The sequence below is a fragment of the Streptomyces tyrfis genome (assembly GCF_037034285.1).
In the GTDB taxonomy this organism is placed as follows: domain Bacteria; phylum Actinomycetota; class Actinomycetes; order Streptomycetales; family Streptomycetaceae; genus Streptomyces.
The window spans coordinates 38,115-61,724 of sequence record NZ_JBAGJZ010000044.1 but is presented as its reverse complement, the minus strand read 5'-3'; the positions used below and the strand labels follow the sequence as shown (position 1 = coordinate 61,724).

The following is a 23,610-nucleotide window of genomic DNA, read 5'->3' as shown; positions in this document are numbered from 1 at the left end:
ACGCCTGTGACTACGCCTTCCTCTCCCCGACCCCGTACCGCCCGGACCGGGTCCGGCGGGCCCGAGACGGACGACCGGCTCCGGCACGGCGAGATCCCGGAGACCTGGCAGGGCCCCGTCGTGCCGGAGCCGCGCGCCGCCCTGCCGGAACTGTTCGAGCGGCAGGCCGCACGCACCCCGGACCGGGTCGCGGTGGTCGCCGGCCGGGCGGAGATCCGCTACGGGGATCTCGACGCCCGGGTCAACCGGATCGCGCGCCTGCTGCTGGCGCGGGGCGTCCGCCCCGGCGACCGGGTCGCCCTCCTCCTGGGGCGCTCGGTGGACCTGCCGGCCTGCCTGCTGGGGGTGCTCCGGTGCGGTGCGGCCTATGTGCCGGTGGACCCGGCCTATCCGGCCGAACGCGTCGCCGACGTGCTCCGGGACGCCGCGCCCGTCCTGGTGGTGGCCGACGCCGCGGCCGGGGACCGGCTGCCCCCGGCCGGCCCCGCCGCTGTGCTGCTCGACGCCCCGGACACCGTCCGCGCGCTCGCCGGGCTCGACGGCGGGGCGCTCGGCGACGCCGAGCGCGGCGGGCCGCCGCGGCCCGGATCGGCCGCCTATGTGATCTACACCTCGGGGTCGACCGGCCGCCCCAAGGGCGTGGTGGTCACCCACGCCAACCTGGCGAACTTCCTGGCCGACATGGCCGGCCGCTTCCCGCTCGGCGAGGACGACCGGTGGCTGGCCGTCACCACGATCGCGTTCGACATCGCCGCGCTGGAGCTGTACCTGCCGCTGCTCGCCGGCGCCCGGGTGATCCTCGCCGACCGGGCGACGGTGCTGGACCCGGCCGAGCTGGCCGCGCTGCTTCGACGCGGCCGGGCGACGGTCATGCAGGCCACGCCGTCGCTGTGGCGGGTGCTGTCGGCGGAGCTCGCGGACCTCGGCGGCGCACCGCCGGGGTTCCGCGTCCTGGTGGGCGGCGAGGCGCTGCCCGCGCGTCTGGCCGGCGCGCTGCGGTCGCTCGGCGGGACGACCAACCTCTACGGCCCGACCGAGACCACCGTCTGGTCCACCGCCGCACGGGTCGGGGCGGAGGACGGGGACGGGGCGCCGCCCATCGGCCGCCCGATCGCCAACACCCGGGCGTACGTGCTCGACGAGCGGCTGCGACCGGTGCCGCCGGGGGTCACCGCGGACCTGTACCTGGCCGGCGCCGGGGTGGCCCGCGGCTACCACGGGCGTCCGGCCCTCACCGCGGAGCGCTTCACGGCCGACCCCTTCGGCCCGCCGGGCGCCCGCATGTACCGCACGGGCGACCGGGCCCATTGGTCGATGGACGGCGAACTGGTCTTCGCCGGCCGCGCGGACGGCCAGGTCAAGGTCCGGGGGCACCGGATCGAGCCCAGCGACGTCGAGGCGGCGCTGACCCGCCACCCGGACGTGGACCAGGCCGTCGTGGTCGCCCGCCCGGACGCCGCCGGCGACCAGCGTCTGGTCGCCTATGTCACCTCCGGGGCGGCCGGCTCGGACCGGCTGCCCGTGTCGGTGCGCGGCCTCGCCCGGGAGCGGCTGCCCGATCACATGGTTCCGTCGCTGGTGGTGGTCCTGGACGCGCTGCCGCTCACCGCCAACGGCAAGGTGGACCGCAAGGCCCTGCCCGCCCCCGACTTCGGCTCCGGCGCCGGGACCGGGCGGGCGCCCGCCACCCACCGGGAGGAGATCCTCTGCGGGCTGTTCGCCGAGGTCCTCGGCCTGCCCCGGGCGGGGGTGGACGACGACTTCTTCGCGCTCGGCGGCCATTCGCTGTCGGCGTCCCGGCTGGCGAGCCGGATCCGGGCGGCGCTGGGCGCGGAGCTGCCGATCAGGACCCTGTTCGAGGCGCCGACGGCGGCCGCGCTCGGCACCCGGCTCGACGGGGCGGAGCGGACCCGTCCGGCGCTGTCGCGCCGGGACCGCCCGGGGCGCCTGCCGCTGTCGTTCGCCCAGCGCCGGCTGTGGTTCATCAACAGCCTGGAGGGGCCGTCGGCGCTCTACCACCTGCCCTCCGTCCACCGGTTGGCGGGTGCGGTGGACCTCCCCGCCCTGGAGGCGGCGCTGGGCGACGTGGTGGAACGGCACGAGGCCCTGCGCACGGTGTATCCGGAGACCGACGGGGAGCCCTGCCAGCTGGTGCTGGACGCCGGGTCGGCCCGTCCCCCGCTCCGGACCGTCCGGACGTCCGCGGGCGAGCTGGACGCGGAGCTGCGGCGGGCGGCGGCCGAGCCGTTCGACCTGACCCGGGACGTGCCGCTGCGCGCCGTGCTGTTCGAGACGGACGCCGGCGGGTCCGTGCTGCTGCTGGTGTTCCATCACATCGCGTCGGACGGCTGGTCCGACGGGCCGTTCGCCCGCGATCTGGAGCGGGCGTACGCCGCGCGGCGGGCCGGCGCGGCGCCGGACCGGCCCCGGCTGCCCGTCCAGTACGCCGACTACACCCTGTGGCAGCGCGAGCTGCTCGGCGGGGCGGCCGATCCCGGAAGCCGGTTCGCCGGGCAACTGGCCTACTGGCGCGAGGCGTTGCGCGATCTTCCCGAGGAGCTGCCCCTTCCGTACGACCGTCCCCGCCCGGCGGGCGCGACCCATCGCGGCGCGCGGATCGCGCTGCGGATCGGCCCGGAGCTGCACGCCGGGCTGGCCGGGCTGGCCCGCTCGAACGGGGCCACGCTCTTCATGGTGGTGCAGGCGGCGTTGTCGGCCCTGTTCCACCGGCTGGGGGCCGGTGACGACATTCCGCTGGGGTCGGCGGTGGCGGGCCGGCCGGACGAACTGCTGGACGAACTGGTCGGGTTCTTCGTCAACACCGTGGTCCTGCGCACCGACGTCTCCGGGCGGATCGGGTTCCGCGAGCTGCTCGGGCGGGCGCGGACGGCGACGCTCGCCGCCCTGGACCACCAGGACGTGCCGTTCGAGCATGTCGTGGAGGCGGTCAACCCGGTGCGGACCCGGGCGCGGCACCCGCTGTTCCAGACCATGCTGGTGTTCCAGGACGCGGGCGGGAGCGGGCTCTCGCTGCCCGGGCTCGCCGCCTCCTCCGAGGAACTGGGCACCGGCACCGCCAAGTTCGACCTGCTGTTCAGCATCGCGGAGCAGCGCTCCGAGGAGCGGGAGCACGCGGGGATCGCCGGCACGGTCGAGTACGCGACCGACCTGTTCGACCGTGCGACGGTGGAGCGGCTCCTGGAGCGGCTCGTCGACCTGCTCGGGGCCGTGGTCGAGGACCCCGACCGGCCGCTCGCCGCCATCGGTCTGCTCGACGACGCCGAGCGCCGCCAGGTGCTGCACGGCTGGAACGACACCGCAGCGGCGCTGCCGCCCGCCCCGCTGAGCCGGCAGCTGGAGGAGCAGGCCGCCCGGACCCCGGACCGGGTCGCGGTGACGGACCGGGAGACGACGCTCTCGTACGCCGGGCTGAACGCCCGGGCGAACCGCCTGGCCCGGCTGCTGGTGGAGCGGGGCGTCGGGCCCGAGGACCATGTGTGCGTGCTGCTGCCCCGCTCCGCGGAGCTCCTGGTCGCCTTCCTCGCGATCTTCAAGGCGGGGGCGGTGTATGTGCCGGTGGACCCGTCGTTCCCGCCGGACCGGATCGCGTACATCGCCGAGGACTGCCGCCCCGTGCTGGCCCTGACCCTCGGCGCCGAGGGCCTGCTGCCGCCCGGCGTCCCGGTGCTGCCGCTCGACTCGGCCGGGACCGCCGAGGCCCTGCGGCGGCAGCCGGAGGAGAATCCGACGCCTGATCAATGCACCGGTGCGGCACCGGATTCCCCCTCCTACGTGATCTACACGTCCGGCTCGACCGGCCGCCCCAAGGGCGTCGTGGTCACCTACCGGGTGCTGAACAACCTGCTGGCCTGGAACCGGCACGCCGTCCCGGTCGAACCCGGGGCCCGGGTGGCCCAGTTCAGCTCGATCACGTTCGACGCGTCGATCCACGAGTTCCTGGCGACCCTGCTCAACGGCAAGTCCCTGCTGATTCCCCCGGAGGAGACCCGGCTCGACCCGGCGGAGCTGGCCGGCTGGCTGGACCGGGAGCGGGTGACCGAGTTCTTCGCACCCGATCTGGTCGTCGGCGGGGTGTACGAGGCGGCGAACGAACGGAACCTGGAACTCCGCTCGCTGCGCCATGTGCTGCAGGCCGGGGAGGCGCTGCGGCTGTCGGAGAACGTGATCGCCTTCCACCGCCGCCGTCCGTGGGTGCGGCTCCACAACCACTACGGCCCTTCGGAGACCCATGTGGTGACCGGGTACACCCTGCCGCCCGCCGTGGACGACTGGCCCGCGGCGGCCCCGATCGGCGCGCCGGTGTGGAACAGTCGGACCTATGTGCTGGACGGCGAGCTGAACCCGGTGCCGGTCGGGGTGGTGGGCGAGCTGTATCTCTCGGGCGACGGCGTGGCGCGCGGGTATCTCCGCCGGCCGGGCCTGACCGGTGAGCGCTTCGTCGCCGACCCGTTCGGCCCGCCCGGCTCGCGGATGTACCGCTCCGGCGACCTCGCCCGGTGGCGGCCCGACGGCGAGCTCGACTATCTGGGGCGCGCCGACGACCAGGTGAAGATCCGCGGGGTGCGCATCGAGCCGGGCGAGATCGTGACCGTGCTGTCCGGCTGCCCGGGGGTCGCCCAGGCCGCCGTGCTGGCGCGGACGTCGGAGTCCGGGGAGAAACGGCTGGTCGCCTATGTGGTGCCGGTGTCCGGGGAGAGCTGCCCGGACCCGTCGGTGCTGCGCGGGCACGTCGCGGCGCAGCTTCCGGAGTACATGGTGCCGTCGGCCTTCGTCGCGCTCGACGCGCTGCCGCTGACCGGCAACGGCAAGCTGGACCGGCGGGCGCTCCCGGCCCTCCCGGCGGCCGCCTCGCCGGGCGGGGAGCCGCCCCGCACGGAGTGGGAGCGCAAGGCGTGTCTGCTGTTCGAGCACGTCCTGGCGGTGACGGCGGTCGGCAGGGAGGACGACTTCTTCTCGCTCGGCGGGAGTTCGATGGCCGCCGCGAAGCTGGTGAACCGCGCCCGCTCGGCACTGGGCCTGGAGCTCACGGTCCGGACGGTGTTCGAGGCGCCGGTGGTCGCGGACCTCGCGCGACGGCTGGCGAGTGCCGCGCCGGCGCGCCCCCTGGGGCCCTCCATCCGGAGCCTCGCGAGCCGTCGGCGTTCCCTGGCGAGCGATCACTGAGCGCACATCGACCATTCAAGGAATGGTAAAGAGAGGGTTTTCTCCGGGGGCGGCCGGATTCCGGTCCGCCCCCGCCCGTTGCCCGCGCGCGCGGATTCTCCGGCCCCCGGTGTCTCCATTCCGGCAGACGCCGGGGAATCGGCGTTTCCCGTCACGGAAAAGCGTGGAGGTAATCACCTCAGGCAATTCCGGAGGAATGCGTGCGGGTATTCTCCGGCGGGCGGTCGGGCAGGGGCGGACGAATCGCCCGGACCGGGACGACGCGCGAACCGGGCCTCCTCCCGATGCGTGAACCCGGTGATCGCGGGGGAGGTTGGGGGGCACGGAGTCCGGACGACGTGTGTCCGGTCCCGGGTTCCACGGGGATTCCGTCCGCGGAAGGCCCGTCGAACGGAACGCGGGCATCCGGGACGCGGAACGCGCGCGACCGGGGAATCCGTGCCGGTGAGCGGCGGGAAGTGAAACCCGACGGGCATCGGAGCGGAGCGGTTCACGAGAACATCCCCACAGTTCGGGGGGATTGACAGGGGCAGTGCCGACGAGCACGGTGAAGCCGACGGGGAGGTTGGGGTGGACAGTGCTTTGTCATGGGCCGGCTGTCGGCCCCGGGGCCGGTCGAGGAACCGGCGCCGCTCCGGAAGGGCCCGCGTGAGACGGTCCGGGACACGCGGATCCGGCGACGGGCATCCGGCCGACCAGGGCGTTTTCCCAGGCGGCCCGGCCAGGAGCCCGGCGATGAAGCGGTTGATGTCCAACCCAGTGGTGTAGGCGGCACCCCCGGTCCCACGAGAAGCCCCTCGGTCGGTCACGTTCTCGCTGAGAGCGCGTCCGGCCAGGGGCCTTGTGCTGCCGGGGGAGGCGGGAGCCGGGGCGATCCCTCGGGCCCCGGCAGGTGTCGCCGATCAGGCCGAGACGTTACCGAGAAAGGTTCGTGGGACAGTTTCATGGATGGCGACTGTACGATTTCGGTACGCGCTTTAGGCGCATTCAAGGTCACGTTCGACGGGGATCCCGTGGAGCGCTGGAGTGCGGGCAAGGCCCGGAAATTATTACAGTTCCTGCTGCTGCACCGGGACCAGATTGTCTCGCGCGAAAGTCTTTACGACGCGCTCTGGCCCGAGGCGATGCGGTCGAACAACTCCAGCTCGCTCAAAGTGGCGGTGCACGCGCTCAGGAAAATACTCCAGCAGGCGCAGAAGTTGCATCCCGCGGAGAGCCTGCGCTCCTCGATCCGGGTGCGCACCTATGAATCCGGCTACAAGCTGGAGACCCGTAACGTCTGGACTGACTTCAACGAGTTCGAATCGCTGGTCGACCGGGCACATAACGCCCAGAAAAGACAGGACCTCCGCCTCGCGGACGAACTCTACGGCAGTGCGAGCGAGCTGTACGAAGGCGAGTTCCTGCCGGGCCTGGTGGACGACTGGGCCGCCACCCAGCGCGAATGGCTGAGAAGCCGCCAACTCGTCGCGCTGGGCTTTCTCTCGGAGAGACACCTCAAGCAGGGCGACCACCTCGGTGTGATCGATGTGTGCCGGCGCATGCTGGCGGTGGATTCGCTGCACGAGGACTCCTACCGCATGCTCATATCCGTGCACGCCGAACTCGGTCAGCTCACTCAGGTGCAGCGGTGGTACAGCCTGTGTGCCAAACGGCTGCACGACGAGCTGCAGGTGCCCCCGAACGACGAGACGCGGCGCCTCTACGAGCACGCGCTGCGCGGCAGGCAGCTGCGCTGCTGACCTCCGGCGGGACCGAGGAGGAGCACTGCCGCGCCTCTTCCGCCATTCCCCGCCCGCCCCCACCCGCCCCTCGTCCCTTCCCCGCCGATCCCTGCTCGACTCCCCCGTTCCTGCTCGCTTTCCTCTGTTCCTGCTCGGTTTCCTCCGTTCCCGCTCACCTCCGGCCGCCGTCGCGCACACCGGAGCAAGCGCCCCCGCGCCCCCGCGGCCCCGGGGGCACGCGGGCCGCCCCGGCGGCGCGCGTGGCCCGTGTGCCGCCCGGCCGTGACGCCCGGCCCGTCAGTTCTCCTCGGTCAGCTGCTCGTCGAGTTCGTCGAAGAGCAGCTCGCCGTGGTCGACCTGACCGGTGCGGTAGGCCGCCCGCGCCACCAGATGGGCGGCGACCGGTCCGGTCATCAGCTGGAAGAAGGCGATCAGCGCCAGGGTCGCGAGGTCCATGCCGCTGCGCAGCCGCAGGGCCACGCCGAGCAGGACCAGGATCATGCCGAGGGTCTGCGGTTTGGTCGCGGCATGGCTGCGGGACAGCACATCGGGCAGGCGCAGCATGCCGATCACGCCGAGCAGACAGATCGCCGCGCCGACGAGGACCAGTGCCGCGCCGGCCGTGTCGAGGGCCTGGAGCCAGGGGTTCACCGTCCCTCCCCCTCGGCGCCGTCGCTCCTGCCGCTCCCCCGGTCGCGGTCGCCGGACGGTCCCGTCCGGCCGCGTCCGCCGCCGTCGCCCGCCGGGCCCGGGCCGTGACGGGGCGTCGGCCGGTCGCGTGCGGCGATGAAACGCGCGATGCCGACCGACCCCGTGAACCCGAGGAAGGCCAGCACCAGCATGATCGGGAAGTAGAACGGGTCGCGGGCGGAGGCCGACTTCGCCCCGAGGCCCGCGATGATGAGGGCCGCGCACACGTCCAGCGAGATGGCCCGGTCCAGCATGGAGGGGCCGCGCCAGATCCGGGCGAGCAGGGCCGCCCCGGCGACGACGATCATGACCACGGCCGCGGTGAGCAGCACCCGGTCGACGGTCTCCGGCACACTCATGCGCCGCTCCTCCTCATGTTCCGGGCCCGCCGCGGCGGGCGGCCGGCGGCGGTCCGGCCACGCGCGCGATCTCGTCGGGGGTGCCGAAGGCCCGTACGACCAGGCGTTCCAGCCGCCAGACGGACTGTCGTGCGGCGTCGAGGACGGCGGGCCGGTCGGCGTCGAGGACGTGCAGGAAGACCGTGGCCGTGGCGCGCCGGACCTCGACGACCGACCCGCCGGGCACGTTCGAGACGGCGACAGCGGTGGCCGCGAGCATCAGGTCGGAGCGGCAGCGCAGCGGCACGGCGATGACCGCCGCCCGGTGCGGATGGCCGACGAAGATCTGCCGGGTGACCCGCACGCCCGAGATGTACATGTCGTGGAGCAGGGAGCCGGTGAGGACCAGGATGCCCCAGGGGCGCAGCCGCAGCCCGAGTTCGACCCGGGGCAGCGGGAAGGCCAGGCAGACGGCGACGGCGACGACCGCGCCGGTGAGGACGTTGACCCAGTTCGGCCCGGACCAGAGCAGCACCCAGATCAGGGTGAGCCAGGCGATCAGCGGCAGGTCCAGCACCCGTCGTCGGCCGGTCCGGCCGTCGGGGCCGGGTCGGCCGCGGTGCCGGAGAGGCAGGGTGATGACGCGTTTCACCGGCCCAGCACCGCCTCCGTGTAGGGAGCCCGGGCGAGGAGTTCGGCGGCGGCCCGGTCGGTGTAGGAGGTCAGCGGTCCGGCGAACACGGTGAAGGCGAGTCCGAAGGCGACGGCCGCCGCGGTGGCTGCCGTCATCGGGCGCGGCAGGCGCGTGGTGGTGGTGACGGCGCGTCCGTGCAGGGTGGCGGCGACCGCGCGTCCGGCGGGCTCGTGGCGGTGGGGGACCGACTCGTCGCCGCTGCCGCGGATGTGGTCGGGGCCGCTGTCCATGTCGCTGTCGTCCTCGTCGGAGTCGGACTCCAGGACCGTTCCGTACGCCGCCTGGCCCGGGGGCGCGGTCCGCCAGAACGCCAGGTTCCAGACCTTGGCCATCACATAGAGCGTGAGCAGGCTGGTCGCGGCGGAGCCGGCGACGAGGAGCCACGCCCAGCCGCCGCCCTCTTCGACGCCGGCCCGCATCAGCCCGAGCTTGCCGATGAATCCGGACAGCGGCGGAATCCCGGCCAGGTTCATGGCGGGGACGAAGAAGAGGGCGGCGAGCAGGGGGGCGGCGTCGGCCAGTCCGCCGATGCGGGTGAGTTCGGTGGTGCCGCCCCGGCGTTCGATCAGTCCGGCGGCGAGGAACAGGGTGGTCTGCACGGTGATGTGGTGGGCCACGTAGACGATCGCGCCGCCGTACCCGTCCCGGGTGGCGAGTCCGATGCCGAAGACCATGTAGCCGATGTGGCTGATCAGGGTGAAGGAGAGCAGCCGTTTCAGATCGGTCTGGGCGACGGCCCCGAGGATGCCGACGAGCATCGAGGCGAGCGCGACGGCCAGCAGCAGGTCCCCGAGCCGGTTGCCGGGGAAGAGCAGGGTCTCGGTGCGCAGCATGGAGTAGACGCCGACCTTGGTGAGCAGTCCGGCGAAGACGGCGGTGACGGGGGCGGGCGCGGTCGGATAGGAGTCGGGCAGCCAGGCGGCGAGCGGGAAGACGGCGGCCTTGATGGCGAAGACGGTGAGCAGCATGAACTGGATCAGTGTCTGCACGCCGAGCGGGAGCACGGCGATCCGTCCGGCCAGTTGGGCGAAGTTGGCGGTGCCGGTCGCCGCGTACGTCATGGCGATGGCGGCGAGGAACAGCATGGACGAGAGCAGCGAGACGATCACATAGGTGGAGCCGGCGCGGACCCGCGGGCCGGTGCCGCCGAGGGTGAGCAGGACGAAGCTGGCGACGAGCATGATCTCGAAGCCGACGAAGAGGTTGACGAGGTCGCCGGCGACGAAGGTGTCGGAGACCCCGGCGACCAGGATCAGATAGGCGGGGTGGAAGACCGCCACGGGCGTCTCCTCGTCCCGGTCGGCCATGCCCTGGCCCAGGGAGTAGACCAGTACGCAGAGGGTGATGGCGGAGGAGACGGTCAGCATCAGCCCGGACAGCCGGTCCGCGACCAGGCTGATGCCGAGCGGCGGCGCGAAGTCGCCGAGGTGGACGGCGAGCGGGCCGTGCAGGTCGGCGTAGATCATCAGGGTGACGGAGAGCCCGAGCACGGCGGTGAGCACCGCGACGCTGACGAGGCGCTGGACCTGTTTGAGCCGGGTGCCGAAGGCGAGGCTGAGGCCGGTGGCGCAGAGCGGCAGCAGCACCGGCAGGGGGACGAGGGCGTTCATCCGGTGGCTCCCGGGTCGGTGTCGTCGGGACGGGGCTCTCCGGGGCCGGGCTCCGGAGGACGGGGGGCTCCGGGGCCGGGCCCGCAGGGGCCGGGACGGCCTGGTGACCGGCCCCCGGGGCCGGGCTCACCGGCACGGGAGGGTCCCGGTGGCCGGTTTCCGGGGGGCGGTGGTGCCGAGGGGCGGTCGCCGGGCCGGGGCGGTGGCGGCGGCGCGTGGTTCTGCGGGCGGGCCCGTCCCTCCGCGTAGTCCTCGGGGTCAGCGCCCAGGACGTCGTGCCAGAGGTCCCCGGTGGCGTACCGGCCGCGGGCCTGGAGGGCGCGGTCCGCGCGCAGCCGGGCGCGCAGGCGGCGGCGCTCCTCGCGGTACCGGGCGCGCTGCTCGGGCGTGACGTCGGCGACGGCCCGGTAGCGGTCGCGCAGTTCGTCCCGCTCCCCCAGCACCTCGGCGCGCAGCGCGATGCGCCGGTCCTCGTCGTCGTCGTGGACCTCGTCGGTGCCGTTCAGCTGGTGGCTGCGGTACGCCATGGCCAGGAGGAACGCCGTGGTGGCGAGGGTGATGACGATCGCGGTCAGCGCGATGGCCTGCGGCAGCGGGTCGGTGATCCGCCGGAGTGGGGCGCCGTAGAGGAGCGGTTCCCGGCCGGCCGGTCCGCTCGCGGCGAGGACCAGCAGGTTGATGCCGTTGCTCGCGATCACCGCGCCCAGCAGGATGCGGGTCAGGGGCCGGGTGAGCATGAGGATGCCGCCGACCGCGCACAGCACCGCGGCGGTGGCCAGGAGCGACGCGCTCACCGTCATGCGGGGGCGCCTCCCGTCCCGGGCGCCGGTCCGCGTCCCGGTCGCGGCCCCGGACCCGGGGGCGTGCCGGCGCCGGGCTCCTCCGGCCCCGGGCCCGAAGGCCCGTTCCCCCGCGGCCCGTTCCCCGGCGGCTGCGCGGCCGCGTCGACGGCCGCCCGCTCGATCTGCCGGTCGATCTTGGCGCCGAGCGCGCGCACGATGTCCAGCACCACGCCCAGGACCAGCAGGTAGACCCCGAAGTCGAAGAGGACCGGGGTGCTGACGTGGTACGCGCCGATCAGCGGCAGCCGTCCGTGGTGGCTCCAGGCGTGCAGGACCGTGCCGCCGGCGAGTCCGAGCAGGGCGACCGCGGTGGAGACGAACAGCCCCAGGCCGGTGAAGAGCCCGGGTTGCAGGGGCGCGGCCTCGGCGAGTTCGAAACGGCCGCCCGCCAGGTAGCGGGTGATCAGGGCGAGCCCGGCGACGAGTCCGGCGACGAAGCCGCCGCCCGGCAGGTTCTCGGCGCTGAACAGCAGGAAGAGCGAGAGCACCAGGACGGGGTGGAACAGCAGCCGGGCCACGACCTCGAAGACCACCGAGCGGTGTTCGGGGGCCAGCGTCGAACCGGCCGCGAGCCAGCTGCGCTCCGGCGCCCCTTCGTCGCCGCGCGGCAGGCCCGCCATCCCGGGCGCGGACAACGACCAGGCGGTGCGCCCGCGCACCTCCTCGCGCAGTGACGCGCCCTCGGTGCGGCGGTGCAGATAGATCAGGCTCGTGACCCCGATCGCCGCCGCGGCGAGCACGGCGGACTCCCCCATCGTGTCCCAGGCGCGCAGGTCCACCAGGATGGTCGCCACCACGTCCTTGAGGCCGTGGTGGGCGGTCTCCTCGACCATGGCCGCGCCCGCCGGGTCGGCCACGCGGGCGGCCGCGGCGACCCATACCACCATGCCCAGCGTCGCCGCCGCGGCCAGCGCCACCGGGATCCGGACCGCCCGCCGTCTGCTGCTCACCGTCTCCTCGAAACGCACCGGCATCCGGCGCAGCACCAGCACGAACACGATCATCGACACGGTCTCGACGCAGAACTGGGTGAGCGCCAGGTCCGGGCCGCCCTGGACGACGAAGAGCAGTGCCGCGCCGTAGCCCGTGAGCCCGGCCAGGACCACGGCCTTCATCCGGCGGCCGACGACCAGGCAGAGCAGCGCCGCCGCGCAGGTCAGCACGGCGAAGGCGCCCTGGAGCGGGACGTCCCAGAGCCTCGGCGCGACGGAGCGGCGCCAGGGCCGGTCCACGCCGAGGACGGTGAGCTGGCCGGCCAGCATCACGACCAGGGTGGTGGCGAGGTAGAAGGAGAGCGAGCCGCGCTGGACCAGACCGGTGAGCTGGAGGGAGAGCCGTTCCAGGCCCAGCAGCAGATGGCCGAAGACGCTGTCGGCGGTGGGCCAGGCGATCCTGCGGGAGACCCTGGTCACGGTGGTGCGGCCGGCGAAGAGCAGTACGCCGGCCGCCACGGCGAGGGCCGAGAGCAGCAGGGCCGTCCCCAGCCCGTGCCGGATCGAGAGGTGGTAGGGGTGCGCCCCCGGGGGGAAGGCGTCGGCGTACGCGCCGAGCAGCCGGTCGGCCCATCCGGCCCCGGGCCCCAGCAGCAGTCCGCAGGCCGCGAGGAGGGCGGGCGCCGCGAGGAACGCCGGGCCGACCCGGTGCACCGGGGTGTCCTCGACTCCCGGCTTGCGGGCGAACGCGCCCCAGACGAACCGGAGCGTGTACGCGACGGTCAGCGCGGAGCCGGCGACGGTCATGCCGAGCGCCCAGCGGTCCCCGGTGTCGCCGTGCAGCAGCGCCTCGAACGCGGCCTCCTTGGCGGCGAACCCGAGCAGCGGGGGCAGGGCGGCCATGGACGCGGCGGCCAGTACGGCGACGGCGCAGACCTGCGGCAGGGCCCGGCCGACGCCGGACAGCCGGCGCAGATCACGGGTGCCGGCCGCGTGGTCGACGATGCCGGTGACGAGGAACAGCGGGGCCTTGAACAGGGCGTGGCCCAGGATCATCGCACCGGCGGCCAGGGCCGTGTCGTGGCTGCCGGCCCCGGCGAGCAGGGCGAGGAAGCCGAGTTGGCTGACGGTCCCGTAGGCGAGGACGAGCTTGAGGTCGTGCAGGCGCAGGGCCCGCCAGCCGCCGAGCAGCATGGTCGCGGCGCCGAGCGCCATCACGACCGGCCGCCAGACCGGCACGTCGGCGAAGGCGGGGGCCAGCCGGGCGATCAGATAGACGCCGGCCTTCACCATCGCGGCGGCGTGCAGATAGGCGCTGACCGGGGTGGGCGCGGCCATGGCGTTCGGCAGCCAGAGGCTGAACGGCCAGACGGCGGACTTCGACAGGGCCCCGCACAGGATCAGCACCACGGCGGCGGAGACGGCGGCGTCGGCCGGGGGCGGGTCGGCGAGGACGGCGGAGATCCGGTAGGTGCCGGTCCGCTGACCGATGATCAGGAACCCGACGAACATCGCGAGGCCGCCGAGCGTGGTCACGGTGAGCGCCTGGAGCGCGGAGCGGCGGCTGTGCTTCCGCTCGCAGTCGTACCCGATCAGCAGGTACGAGAAGACCGTGGTCAGCTCCCAGAACACATAGAGCGTCATCAGGTCGTCGGCGAGGACCAGGCCGAGCATCGCTCCCGCGAACGCCAGGAGGTTCCCGGCGAAGCCGGCGAGTCGGGGGGTCGTGTCGGTGAAGTACGAGGCGCAGTAGAGCAGGACCAGTGTGCCGATGCCCGCCGCGAGCAGCACCATCAGCTCGGCCAGCGCGTCCAGGCGCAGGTCGGCGCCGACCCCGTACGCGGGCATCCACCGCCAGGTCCAGGTGACCGAGCCGCCCGACGCGACGGCGCTCCACCGGGTGGCCGCCCACACGGTGGCGGCGGCCGGCGGCGCGGCGAGCACGACGAAGGCCCGCCGGCCCAGCAGGCGCACCAGCGGGCGCGCGCAGCAGGCGAGGACGAAGTGGCAGACGAGGAGCGCGGTCATACGGCCCCGGAAGGCGTCCCGTGCCTTCCCCGGCCGGAGATCCGAGAACTGGACGATGCATCAAGGACAAAAGCCACTCAATACAGATATATCTCCGATCGCATCTCACCCCTACGGCGCGACGAGATGGGGCGGCATGACGCACGGACGCCTCGCGCGTCCGCGTGAACAGCGTGGCCCAGGGCCCGAACCGACATGGAACGGGGACTTCCGGACATGGTGGCGACACTGTGTGTGATCAGTGATGAACTCGTAAGATCATTTTCTTTTCATTTTTTGCGCTGTGGCTACTATCTTCCTGTCGAAGTTCTCAACGGATTCGGCCAGTTCCGAAACTGGCGCCATCGTCTAGGAGCACGCCCTGCGCACGCGCGTCTCACAGCGGCCCAAATCGACCACCATGTCGCTGCGGACAGCCCTTCTCGTACTGGCCATCGTTCCGGGAGTAGCGCTGGCCGCCCTGTGGGCCGTCACCAGTGGTGAGACCCTTGCGGACTTCCGGCGGCAGGCGGCCCATGGCCAGTTGGCCGAGAAGGCGGGCCGGCCGTCCAACATCGTGTACTACAACCTCCAGGAGGAACGGCGGCTAAGCGCCGACGTGCTGGACGGACGCAAGGGCGCCGAGGAGGCGCTGCGACGGCAGCGCGAGCTGACCGACAACGCCGTCAAGAGCTTCCAGGTGCTCTCCGACGTGGCGACCGACGACGCCCCCGCCGAGATCCGTGACGCCGTTCACGCGGCACGCGGCGCGATCGACCAACTACCCGCCCAGCGTGCCCTCGTCGACGACGGCGGCACCGCGCAGCAGCAGGCCGTGTACACCTACTACTCGGACCTGATCGCGGTGGACCTGGAGCTCTTCGCGGCGCTCAGCCGCGCCGACAGCGGCCAGGTCAACGTGCTCGCCCAGCCGCTCGTCGACCTCTTCTGGAACAAGGAGATGATCTCCCGCTCGGACGCCCTGCTGGCGCGCGGCTGGTCCAAGGGGAAGCTCGGCGACAAGGACCTCGCGCAGGTGCGGGAGGCCGTCATGGGCCAGCCGCTCCTGTACTCCTCCCAGGTCGTGCCCTATCTGACGAAGGACGAGAGGGCCGCGTGGGACAAGCTCGTCCACAGTCCGGCCTGGAAGACCAAGACCCGGGTGGAGGATCAGGTGCTGCGGTCGGCGGACGCCGACGGCTCCGGCCTCGTCACCGTCGACGCCGACGAGAAGACCTGGCGCGGCGCGATGGACGAAGTGAACGCGCAGCTCATGGACCTGCTGGAGAAGCGCACCACCGCCGTGGTCGACGAGAGCCGGGACGGCGCGCAGTCCCTGCTGTACAAGATGGTGCTGACCACGGCGGTCGGACTGCTCGCCGTGATCGCGGTCATCTGGACCTCCTGGCGTCTGACCCGCAACCTCCGCCGCCGGATCAGCAGCCTCCAGGAACGGGCCGAGGAACTGGAGCAGGCGCTGCCCGACGTGGTCGAGCGGCTGGCCCTGGGCGAGCGCATCGACGTCGACGCCGAGGCCCGCGCCATCGAGCCCGACGCCAGGAACAGCAACGGCGACGAGCTGACCCGGCTCGGCGACGCGCTCAACCTGGCGCGCACCAGCGCGCTGACCGCGGCCGTCAAGCAGGCCGACCAGCACCGCGGGTTCGAGCGGCTGCTGCAGCGCATCGCGCGCCGCACCCAGCAGCTGATCGGCCAGCAGCTGAGGAAGCTGGACGCCCTGGAGCGCAAGCACGAGGACCCCGAGATCCTGGAGGGCCTCTTCGACCTCGACCACCTCACCGCGCGTCTGCGGCGGTACGAGGAGAACCTGGTGATCCTCGCGGGCGGCACCCCGCACCGGCGCTGGCGCAAGCCGGTTCCGCTGCTGGACGTGATGCGTTCCGCCCAGGGCGAAGTACAGGACTACCGGCGCGTGGTGCTGGACCTCGACGACAGCCCCTGGCTGTCGGAGCGGGCCGTCGGTCCGGTCTCGCATGTGCTGGCCGAACTCATCGAGAACGCGCTGACGTTCTCCCGGCCGCCGAACCCGGTCGAGGTACGGGCCGCCAAGGTCAGCCGCGGTCTCGCCATCGAGGTCGAGGACCGGGGCCTGGGCATGGAGGACGACCAGCTGGCCGCGGCCAACGAGCTGATGCTCCACCCGCCCCGGATGGACGTGCTGGCCCACTCCGACGACATCCGGCTCGGCCTGTACGTGATCGCCCGGCTCGCGGACCAGCACGGGCTGCGGGTGGAGTTCCGCTCGTCGCCGTACGGCGGCACCCGCGTGGTCGTTCTCGTCCCGGACGAACTCACCGTCCCCGCGCCGCGGTCCGGGCCGGTCGGCGTGCCGTCCCCGGTCGGCGTGTCGTACCCGGCCGCCGCGCCCGCCCCGGTGCCGGAGACGGCCGCGGGCGATCCGCTGCCGGTCCGTGTCCAGGGCCGGGCGCTGGCCGGGGTCACCGCGCTGAACACGACGGGCGCCCCCTACGCCGAGCAGCCGCACCAGGCCGCCGGGACCCCGGACCAGGCGCCCGGGACCGGGTACCCGGGCGGCGGCCAGGAGCTCCCGCATCCGCCGGAGGGCGGTCGGCCCCACCCGGCGCCGGGCGTCCCTGCTCCGGCCGCGAACGAGCACCACGGCACCCCCGCCGGCGACGCGTACCCCGCGCCGTTCCCCGCGCAGCCGTCCCCGTACGGCACGGGCGAGCAGCCCTACATGACGGCCGCCGGCCAGTACCCGGTGGACCAGCCGCCGTCCGGGGCGCCCCATCCGGGGTCGGTGCCGCCGTACTCCGCCTCGTACTCCGCCGGCGCCGGGCCCGCCCCCGCGGGTCCCCCGGCGCGGCTGCCGGTGTCCGAGCCCGACCACCCGGCGCCGCCCGACCCGGGCGCCGCCCTCCCGGCGCGCGGCCCGGACCGGACCGCGCTGCCGGTGCCCGGCGCCGAGCCGCCGCTGCCGCGCCGGGTGCGGCAGGCCAGCCTGGTGGACGAGCTGCGGACCCCGGCCGCCCGGAACACCGAGCCCGCTCCGCCGGTCCGGGACGAGAACCCGCGGCCGCGGCCGGCCCCGCACCGGGCCGGAGCCGCGATCGGAGCCTTCCAGCGCAGGTCGCGCGCGGCCCGCGCGACCGAAGAGACGGCGCGGCCCGAATCGCCCGCCACCCCGCTCCCCACGAGAGAAGAACGGTCATGACACGCACAACCGCCACACACCAGGACCTCGACTGGCTGCTCGACGGCCTGGTGGACTCGGTGGCCGAGACCCGGAACGCGGTCCTGCTCTCCGACGACGGCCTCGTGGTGAGCCACTCGCGCACCATCGACCGCGCCGACGCCGAGCGGCTCGCCGCCATCTGCACCGGCCAGCAGAGCCTGGCCCGCGGCGTCGGCCAGCTCTTCGACGGCGGCGTCGTCCACCAGGTGATCGTCGAGCTGGCGGACCTGTGGCTGTTCATCATCTCGGCCGGCCAGGGCACCCATCTGGCCGTGATCGCCTCCCAGGAGGTCGACGCCGAGATCATGTCCCTGGCCATGCACAACCTCGTCCAGCAGGTCGGCCAGAAGCTCTCCACCCCGGCCCGCGGCGACTTCGACGCCTTCGGCACCGGGGACGGGCCGCGGGCGTGACCCCGTACTGGGAGGACGACGCCGAGGAGGACGGGGCGGGCACGATGGTGCGCCCGTACACCATCACCCGGGGCCGGACCGCTCCCGAGCGCGACGACTTCAGCCTCATCACCGTGCTGACGACCGTGCCGGATCCGAGGGACGAGCGCGGCGCGCCGATTCTGCCGGGGCGGCTGCAGCCCGAGCACCGGCTGATCCTGGAGCGCTGCCGCCGGGCGTCCGCGGTCGCCGAGGTCGCGTCCGACCTCGGCCTCCCGGTGTCGGTGACCAAGATCCTGCTGGCCGACCTCGTCGCCCAGGGCCTGCTGACGGCCCGCGCACCGCTCTCGGTGGCGCGGGCGGCCGGCGGGGCCGACATGGGCGTGCTGGCCGCCCTTCGTGACGGACTCCGGAGACTCTGAACCATCATGACAAGCAGTCAGGCGGCCCCCGCCGCCGTCAAGATCCTCATCGCCGGAGGCTTCGGCGTCGGCAAGACCACCATGGTCGGCGCCGTCAGCGAGGTCACTCCGCTGAGCACCGAGGAGTACCTGACCCAGGCCAGCGTCGGCGTCGACGACCTGGCCGGGGTCGGCCAGAAGGACACCACCACCGTCGCCCTGGACTTCGGCCGGATCACGGTCAGCCCCGAGCTGGTGGTGTACCTCTTCGGCACCCCCGGCCAGGAGCGCTTCTGGTTCATGTGGAACGACCTGGTCAACGGGGCGCTCGGCGGTGTGGTGATCGCCGACACCCGCCGGCTGGACACGAGTTTCGCCTCGATCGACTTCTACGAGAGCCGGGACATCCCGTTCGTCGTGGCCATCAACTGCTTCCACGGTCACAACACCCGTACGCCGGAGGAGATCAGGGCCGCCCTCGACCTCGATCCGCACGTGCCGCTGCTGATCGGGGACGTCCGCGAGCGGCCGTTCGCCAGGGACGTGCTGCTGGCCCTGGTGGACCACCTGATGGGCGTGCCCGTCGCCACCGGCTGACGCCTCGCGCCGGGCCTCCTTCTTCTCTTCTGCTCCGGAGACCCGAGAGGGCTTCCGGCCGGACCCCGAGCGGGCCGTGAGCGGCCCGTGAGCAGCTCGCCGAGCGGCTGACGATGTTCTCCGGCCCGGTCGCGTCGGCGCTCGCCGCGGTCACCGACCCGGCCTCGGTGGTGTATTCGCGGAGCTCCCAGGTGACGGTCGAGGAGCCGTGGCACGTCGGCCGGGGCGGTGCCGGCGGGCGGCGGGCCCGGAGCCGGTCGGACGGCCTCCGGCCGGGCGGCCGCCCGACGGGCCCTCAGGGCAGGACGGCGATCCCGTCCATCTCGACGAGCGCCTGCTCGTCCCAGAGTCTCGCCACCCCGATGACCGCCATCGCCGGGTAGTCGCGGCCCGCCAGCCGGCGCCAGATCCGGCCCAGCTCCCCGGCGTGGACGCGGTAGTCGGCCACGTCGGTGGCGTACACGGTGACCCGGACCAGGTCCGCCGGGGCGCCGCCCGCCGCGCGCAGCGCGGTCAGCAGGTTGGTGAGCGCCGTGGCGAACTGGTCGGGCAGCGTCGCGCCGGCGATCTCCCCGTCCGGGTCCAGCGCGGTCTGCCCGGCCAGGAAGACCAGTTGGCCGCCGGTCGCCGCGACGGCGTGCGAGAACCCCGTCGGCGGCGACAGTTCGGCGGGGTTGATCCGGTGGACCGGACTCATGCGGACGCCTCCCTGTTCGCGTACAGCTCCTTGGCGATGATGGTGCGCTGGACCTCGCTGGCGCCCTCGTAGATCCGCGGGGCGCGGACCTCCCGGTAGAGGTGTTCGAGGAGATGGCCCCGGCGCAGGGCGCGGGCGCCGTGCAGTTGGACGGCGGTGTCGACGACGTACTGCGCGGTCTCGGTGGCGTACAGCTTCGCCATGGCCGCGCGGCCCGGCACCCCGGGCTCGCCCGCGTCGTACGCGGCGGCCGCCGCGTACACCAGCAGCCGGGCGGCCTCGGTGCGGGTGGCCATCTCGGCGACCTGGTGCGAGACGGCCTGGAGGTCCTTCAACGGGCCGCCGAACGCGGTGCGTCCGGCGGTGTGCGCGACGGTGGCGTCCAGCGCGGCGCCGGCCATGCCGACCGCGAACGCGCCCACGCTGGGACGGAACAGGTTCAAGGTGTCCATGGCGACCCGGAAGCCCCGGTCCGGTTCGCCGAGCACGTCCTCGGCGGAGACCGGGACGCCGTCGAAGGCCAGGGAGCCGATGGGATGCGGAGAGAGCATCTCCAGCGCGGCGCCGGTGAGTCCGGGGCGGTCGGCGGGCACGAGGAACGCGGTGACGCCGCGGGCCCCGGCGCCCCGGGTGGTGCGGGCGAACACGGTGTAGAAGTCGGCCTCCGGGGCGTTGGAGATCCAGCACTTCTCACCGGTCAGCCGCCAGCCGCCGGAGCCGGGGCCGGGCTCCGGCGCGGCGTCCAGGGCGAGGGCCGCCGCGTCGGAGCCGGCGCCGGGTTCGCTGAGCGCGAAGGCCGCCACGGCCCGGCCCGCCCGGACCTCGGGGAGCCAGCGCGCCCGCTGGGCGGGGGTGCCGGCCCGGAGCACCGGGTGGGCGCCGAGCCCCTGGAGGGCCAGCGCGGTCTCGGCCTCGGTGCAGCCCCGGGCCAGGGACTCGCGGAGCAGACAGAGATCGAGGGCGCCGGAGCCCAGCATCCGGTCGAGCAGACCGGACGCCCCCAGCGCGGCGATCAGGGGGCGGTTGACATGGCCCGGGTCGCCCTTCTCGGCGAGGGGGCGCAGGCGCTGTTCGGCGAGGTCTCTCCACTCCTCGCACCAAGAGATCTGTCTCGGGTCGAGCGAGAATGCCGTCATCACGGCGTCTCTCCTGTCGCGTCGTGTCTCGGCTGTGTCGTCCTTCTCGGCCGGCCGTCCGTCGGCTCGTCGTCCTGGCGGCGCGTCCCTCCTTCATCGCGGTGCTGCCTGACGGTGCGTCGCTTCCCGGCGACGGCCCGCTTTCTGACATGACATCACTTTCCGATGATGCGTCCGTCTTCTCGTCTGCCCGCTCTCCTCTTCCGCCCGACGTCCGGCGCGCCGGAATTCCGCCCGGATTCCGCACGGCCGGTCCTCCGCGGCGGGCCGCGCCGCCGCGCTCCGTACCCGTTTCTGCGCACCCCGGCTCCGTACCCGGTCTCCGCACGGACGCCCGGCCCCCGGGGCGGTCGTCGTCCATTCGCTCTATCGCGGACCGTTGACTACCGTCACCCAAACGATACGCTCCAGAGGCGACAAGGGGGCGATCCTTCATGGGCCCGAAGACCTCAGCGCACCTCGACACCTTCGCCCGGGAGCACCTTCCTCCCCCGGACCAGTGGCCGGAACTGCTCTTCGACCTTCCCGAACTGCGCTATCCCGCCCGGCTGAACTGCGCGACCGAGCTCCTGGACCGGACCGTCGAACGGCTGGGCCCCGACCGCCCCGCCTTCCGCACCCCCGACGGCGAGGTCTGGAGCTACGGGGAACTGCGGGACCGGGTGGACCGGATCGCCCACGTCCTGACCGAGGACCTGGGCGTCGTCCCCGGCAACCGGGTCCTGCTGCGCGGGCCCACCACCCCCCGGCTGGCGGCCTGCTGGCTCGCGGTGCAGAAGGCGGGGGCGATCGCCGTCACGGTCGTGGACCGGCAGCGGGCGGGCGAACTGGCCGCCATCTGCTCCATCGCCCGGGTCGGCCACGCGCTGTGCGACGTCCGGTCGGTCGACGACCTGGCGCGGGCCGGGGCGCCGGGGCTGCGGATCACGGTCTACGGGAGCGACGCGCCGGACGACCTGCTGCGCCTGGCCGAGGCCCGGCCGGGCCCGTATCCCGCGGTCGACACGGCGGCGGACGACGTGGCGCTGATCGCGTTCACCTCGGGCACCACCGGCCGCCCCAAGGGCTGCATGCACTTCCACCGGGACGTGCTCGCCGTCGCGGACACGTTCTCGCGCCATGTGCTGCGCCCCACGCCCGAGGACGTGTTCACGGGCAGTCCGCCGCTCGGCTTCACCTTCGGGCTCGGCGGCCTGGTGGTCTTCCCGCTCCGGGCCGGGGCCAGCGCGCTGCTGCTGGAACAGTCCGGCCCGGACCTGCTGCTGCCCGCGCTGGCCGCCCACCGGGTCTCGGTGCTGTTCACCGCGCCCACCGCCTACCGCCTGATGCTCGACCGGGTGGACGCCTACGATCTGAGCGCGCTGCGGCGCTGTGTCTCGGCCGGCGAGAACCTGCCGGCCGCCACCTGGCGGTCCTGGTACGAGCGGACGGGGCTGCGCATCATCAACGGCATCGGCGCCACCGAGCTGCTGCACATCTTCGTCTCCGCCGCCGACGACGCGATCCGCCCCGGCGCCACCGGGGTTCCGGTGCCCGGCTGGCAGGTCCGGGTGCTGGACCGGGAGGGGCGGCAGGTGCCGGACGGGGAGCCGGGGCTGCTCGCGGTACGCGGTCCGGTCGGCTGCCGCTACCTCGCCGACGAGCGCCAGCGGGACTACGTGGCGCACGGCTGGAACATCACCGGCGACACCTATGTCCGCGACCCGGACGGCTATTTCCGTTACGTCGCCCGCGCCGACGACATGATCGTCTCGTCCGGCTACAACATCGCGGGCCCCGAGGTGGAGGACGCCCTGCTGCGTCATCCCTCGGTGGCGGAGGCGGCGGTGGTGGGCAGGGAGGACGAGCTCCGCGGCCGGATCGTGGTGGCGTACGTGGTGCCGCGCGAGGGCGCGGAGCCGACCGCCGACGAGCTGCGCGCGTTCGTCAAGGGCGAGCTGTCCCCGCACAAGTGTCCGCGCGTCATCGAGTTCCTGCCCGCCCTGCCGCGTACCGCGACCGGGAAGCTGCAGCGCTTCCGGCTCCGCGACGACCGGACCGGCGACCGGACGGCGTGAGCCCGGCCTGGGGCAGGAGCCCGGCCCGCCGGGGCATCCGGCCGGACCGCGGGAACACGGCCGGGCGGGCGGCCGGACGGACCCCGGCCGGGGGCGCGCGTCCGGAAACCCGGATGCCCCGCCCCGGACTCCCCCGGCACGATGAACCATGCCTTGGACCTTCACCCATGACGTCGACGTGTTCCTGGACGCGGCCGGGGAATCGCTGGCCGCCCGCCCCGCCGAGAACACCCTGATCCTGACCGTCACCGCCGTCCTGCGCCGCGACGGCCCGCACGCCTACGGCTCCGGCACCCCGTCGCTGGGCTGGTGGCGCGGGGCGGACGGCCAGGTCGCGGGGACACTGGTGCGGACCCCGCCGCATCCGCCGGTCCTGGGCTCCGTCGCCCCGGAGGCGGTCGCTCCGCTGGCCGCCGCGCTCGCCCGGGCGGACGCCGTCCCGGCATCGGTCAACGCGGACCGGGACACCGCCGAGGCTCTGGCCGCCGTGCTCTGGCCCGGTCACCGGGTCCTCCAGGAGCAGCGGCTGTACCGGCTGGGGACGCTGACGCCGCCCGACCCGGCGCCGTCGGGCCGGGCCAGGGCCGCCACGCCCGCCGACCGGGACCTGCTGGTGCGCCGGCATCGCGCCTTCGCCGAGCAGACCGGGCAGCCCGGCGCCCGGGTCGAGCGGCTGGTGGACGAGCGGACGGCGTCCGGCGGGCTGACGCTCTGGGAGGACGGCGGCGTCCCGGTGTCGATGGCGGGCGTCTCGTCGCGGATCGCCGGCATGGTGCGGATCACCGCCGTCTACACGCCTCCCGAGCACCGCCGCCACGGCTACGCGGCCGCGGTGACGGCGGAGGCGAGCCGCGCCGCCCGGGAGGCCGGCGCCTCCGAGGTGCTGCTCTTCACCGACCTGGCCAATCCGACGAGCAACGGCGTGTACCGGCGCATCGGCTACCGGCCGGTCTCGGACCGGCTCCTGATCAGCGCGGAGGAGCGATGAAGGGAGGAGGCCGAGGGGCCGGCCGCGCTGCCGGAGCGGGTCGCCCGGGAGGAGCGGCACGCCCACCGCCCGGGCCCGCGCCCCGGCCCGTGCCTCTGCCACGG

The 23,610-nt window shown here is 73.9% G+C and carries 15 protein-coding genes and 1 pseudogene; 8 read left to right on the top strand and 8 right to left on the bottom strand.

The window, feature by feature from the left end:
* Nucleotides 1–6: 6 nt before the first annotated feature.
* On the top strand, nucleotides 7–5,184 hold the full coding sequence (locus WA762_RS27760) for an amino acid adenylation domain-containing protein (protein ID WP_335939250.1): 5,178 nt from the start codon (nucleotides 7–9) through the stop codon (nucleotides 5,182–5,184).
* Nucleotides 5,185–6,128: 944 nt separating this feature from the next.
* A complete protein-coding gene (locus tag WA762_RS27755; RefSeq protein WP_335939249.1) occupies nucleotides 6,129–6,926 on the top strand; it encodes an AfsR/SARP family transcriptional regulator in 798 nt (265 codons plus the stop codon).
* 279 nt (nucleotides 6,927–7,205) lie between these two features.
* On the opposite strand, the gene mnhG is transcribed toward WA762_RS27755, so the two are convergent.
* The 6 genes and pseudogenes from mnhG to WA762_RS27725 all read right to left on the bottom strand — a co-directional run bounded on the left by mnhG (nucleotide 7,206) and on the right by WA762_RS27725 (nucleotide 14,042).
* Nucleotides 7,206–7,559: a monovalent cation/H(+) antiporter subunit G gene (mnhG, locus tag WA762_RS27750; RefSeq protein ID WP_335939248.1), complete on the bottom strand. Its 354-nt coding sequence runs from the start codon at nucleotides 7,557–7,559 to the stop codon at nucleotides 7,206–7,208.
* Nucleotides 7,556–7,957: an MrpF/PhaF family protein gene (locus WA762_RS27745; RefSeq protein ID WP_335939247.1), complete on the bottom strand. Its 402-nt coding sequence runs from the start codon at nucleotides 7,955–7,957 to the stop codon at nucleotides 7,556–7,558. The genes mnhG and WA762_RS27745 overlap by 4 nt, the downstream gene beginning before the upstream one ends.
* 13 nt (nucleotides 7,958–7,970) lie before the next feature.
* Entirely contained in the window at nucleotides 7,971–8,588 is a 618-nt protein-coding gene (locus tag WA762_RS27740; RefSeq protein ID WP_443080693.1) for a Na+/H+ antiporter subunit E, read from the bottom strand.
* Nucleotides 8,585–10,240 carry a Na+/H+ antiporter subunit D gene (locus WA762_RS27735; RefSeq protein ID WP_335939246.1) on the bottom strand — a complete coding sequence of 552 codons (1,656 nt, stop codon included), beginning with the start codon at nucleotides 10,238–10,240 and terminating at the stop codon, nucleotides 8,585–8,587. Before WA762_RS27735 ends, WA762_RS27740 begins: the two co-directional genes overlap by 4 nt.
* A 209-nt stretch (nucleotides 10,241–10,449) precedes the next feature.
* A pseudogene (locus tag WA762_RS27730) lies at nucleotides 10,450–11,040 on the bottom strand (Na(+)/H(+) antiporter subunit C); the annotation flags it as partial.
* Complete coding sequence (locus WA762_RS27725; protein WP_335939244.1) at nucleotides 11,037–14,042, bottom strand: Na+/H+ antiporter subunit A; 3,006 nt, start codon at nucleotides 14,040–14,042, stop codon at nucleotides 11,037–11,039. The pseudogene WA762_RS27730 and the gene WA762_RS27725, both read right to left, overlap by 4 nt.
* A 400-nt stretch (nucleotides 14,043–14,442) precedes the next feature.
* Here WA762_RS27725 and WA762_RS27720 point away from each other — a divergent pair, with 400 nt between their 5' ends.
* The 4 genes from WA762_RS27720 to WA762_RS27705 are packed head-to-tail and all read left to right on the top strand — an operon-like array spanning nucleotide 14,443 to nucleotide 18,628.
* Entirely contained in the window at nucleotides 14,443–17,217 is a 2,775-nt protein-coding gene (locus tag WA762_RS27720) for a nitrate- and nitrite sensing domain-containing protein (protein ID WP_335939243.1), read from the top strand.
* Nucleotides 17,214–17,651, top strand: a complete 438-nt coding sequence (locus WA762_RS27715; protein ID WP_335939242.1) for a roadblock/LC7 domain-containing protein — start codon at nucleotides 17,214–17,216, stop codon at nucleotides 17,649–17,651. Before WA762_RS27720 ends, WA762_RS27715 begins: the two co-directional genes overlap by 4 nt.
* A complete protein-coding gene (locus WA762_RS27710; RefSeq protein ID WP_443080692.1) occupies nucleotides 17,648–18,052 on the top strand; it encodes a DUF742 domain-containing protein in 405 nt (134 codons plus the stop codon). Before WA762_RS27715 ends, WA762_RS27710 begins: the two co-directional genes overlap by 4 nt.
* 6 nt (nucleotides 18,053–18,058) lie before the next feature.
* Nucleotides 18,059–18,628 carry a GTP-binding protein gene (locus WA762_RS27705; RefSeq protein ID WP_335939241.1) on the top strand — a complete coding sequence of 190 codons (570 nt, stop codon included), beginning with the start codon at nucleotides 18,059–18,061 and terminating at the stop codon, nucleotides 18,626–18,628.
* Between the two features lie 295 nt (nucleotides 18,629–18,923).
* Here the strand turns inward: WA762_RS27705 and WA762_RS27695 are convergent, their stop codons facing one another.
* On the bottom strand, nucleotides 18,924–19,325 hold the full coding sequence (locus tag WA762_RS27695) for a RidA family protein (protein ID WP_335939240.1): 402 nt from the start codon (nucleotides 19,323–19,325) through the stop codon (nucleotides 18,924–18,926).
* Nucleotides 19,322–20,461 (bottom strand): acyl-CoA dehydrogenase family protein, encoded by a 1,140-nt coding sequence (locus tag WA762_RS27690; protein ID WP_335939239.1) that lies wholly within the window; start codon nucleotides 20,459–20,461, stop codon nucleotides 19,322–19,324. The genes WA762_RS27695 and WA762_RS27690 overlap by 4 nt, the downstream gene beginning before the upstream one ends.
* A 434-nt stretch (nucleotides 20,462–20,895) precedes the next feature.
* Between WA762_RS27690 and WA762_RS27685 the strand changes: the two genes are divergently transcribed.
* A complete protein-coding gene (locus WA762_RS27685) occupies nucleotides 20,896–22,518 on the top strand; it encodes an AMP-binding protein (RefSeq protein WP_335939238.1) in 1,623 nt (540 codons plus the stop codon).
* Nucleotides 22,519–22,666: 148 nt separating this feature from the next.
* Nucleotides 22,667–23,506, top strand: coding sequence for a GNAT family N-acetyltransferase (locus WA762_RS27680; RefSeq protein ID WP_335939237.1), 840 nt, complete (start codon nucleotides 22,667–22,669; stop codon nucleotides 23,504–23,506).
* Nucleotides 23,507–23,610 lie beyond the last annotated feature (104 nt).

Coding starts and splice junctions, on each gene's coding strand:
- WA762_RS27755 (WP_335939249.1), top strand. CDS start 6,129: ATGGATGGCGACTGTACGATTTCGGTACGCGCTTTAGGCGCATTCAAG.
- WA762_RS27745 (WP_335939247.1), bottom strand. CDS start 7,957: ATGAGTGTGCCGGAGACCGTCGACCGGGTGCTGCTCACCGCGGCCGTG.
- WA762_RS27735 (WP_335939246.1), bottom strand. CDS start 10,240: ATGAACGCCCTCGTCCCCCTGCCGGTGCTGCTGCCGCTCTGCGCCACC.
- WA762_RS27725 (WP_335939244.1), bottom strand. CDS start 14,042: ATGACCGCGCTCCTCGTCTGCCACTTCGTCCTCGCCTGCTGCGCGCGC.
- WA762_RS27720 (WP_335939243.1), top strand. CDS start 14,443: ATGTCGCTGCGGACAGCCCTTCTCGTACTGGCCATCGTTCCGGGAGTA.
- WA762_RS27715 (WP_335939242.1), top strand. CDS start 17,214: ATGACACGCACAACCGCCACACACCAGGACCTCGACTGGCTGCTCGAC.
- WA762_RS27705 (WP_335939241.1), top strand. CDS start 18,059: ATGACAAGCAGTCAGGCGGCCCCCGCCGCCGTCAAGATCCTCATCGCC.
- WA762_RS27695 (WP_335939240.1), bottom strand. CDS start 19,325: ATGAGTCCGGTCCACCGGATCAACCCCGCCGAACTGTCGCCGCCGACG.
- WA762_RS27690 (WP_335939239.1), bottom strand. CDS start 20,461: ATGACGGCATTCTCGCTCGACCCGAGACAGATCTCTTGGTGCGAGGAG.
- WA762_RS27685 (WP_335939238.1), top strand. CDS start 20,896: ATGGGCCCGAAGACCTCAGCGCACCTCGACACCTTCGCCCGGGAGCAC.
- WA762_RS27680 (WP_335939237.1), top strand. CDS start 22,667: ATGCCTTGGACCTTCACCCATGACGTCGACGTGTTCCTGGACGCGGCC.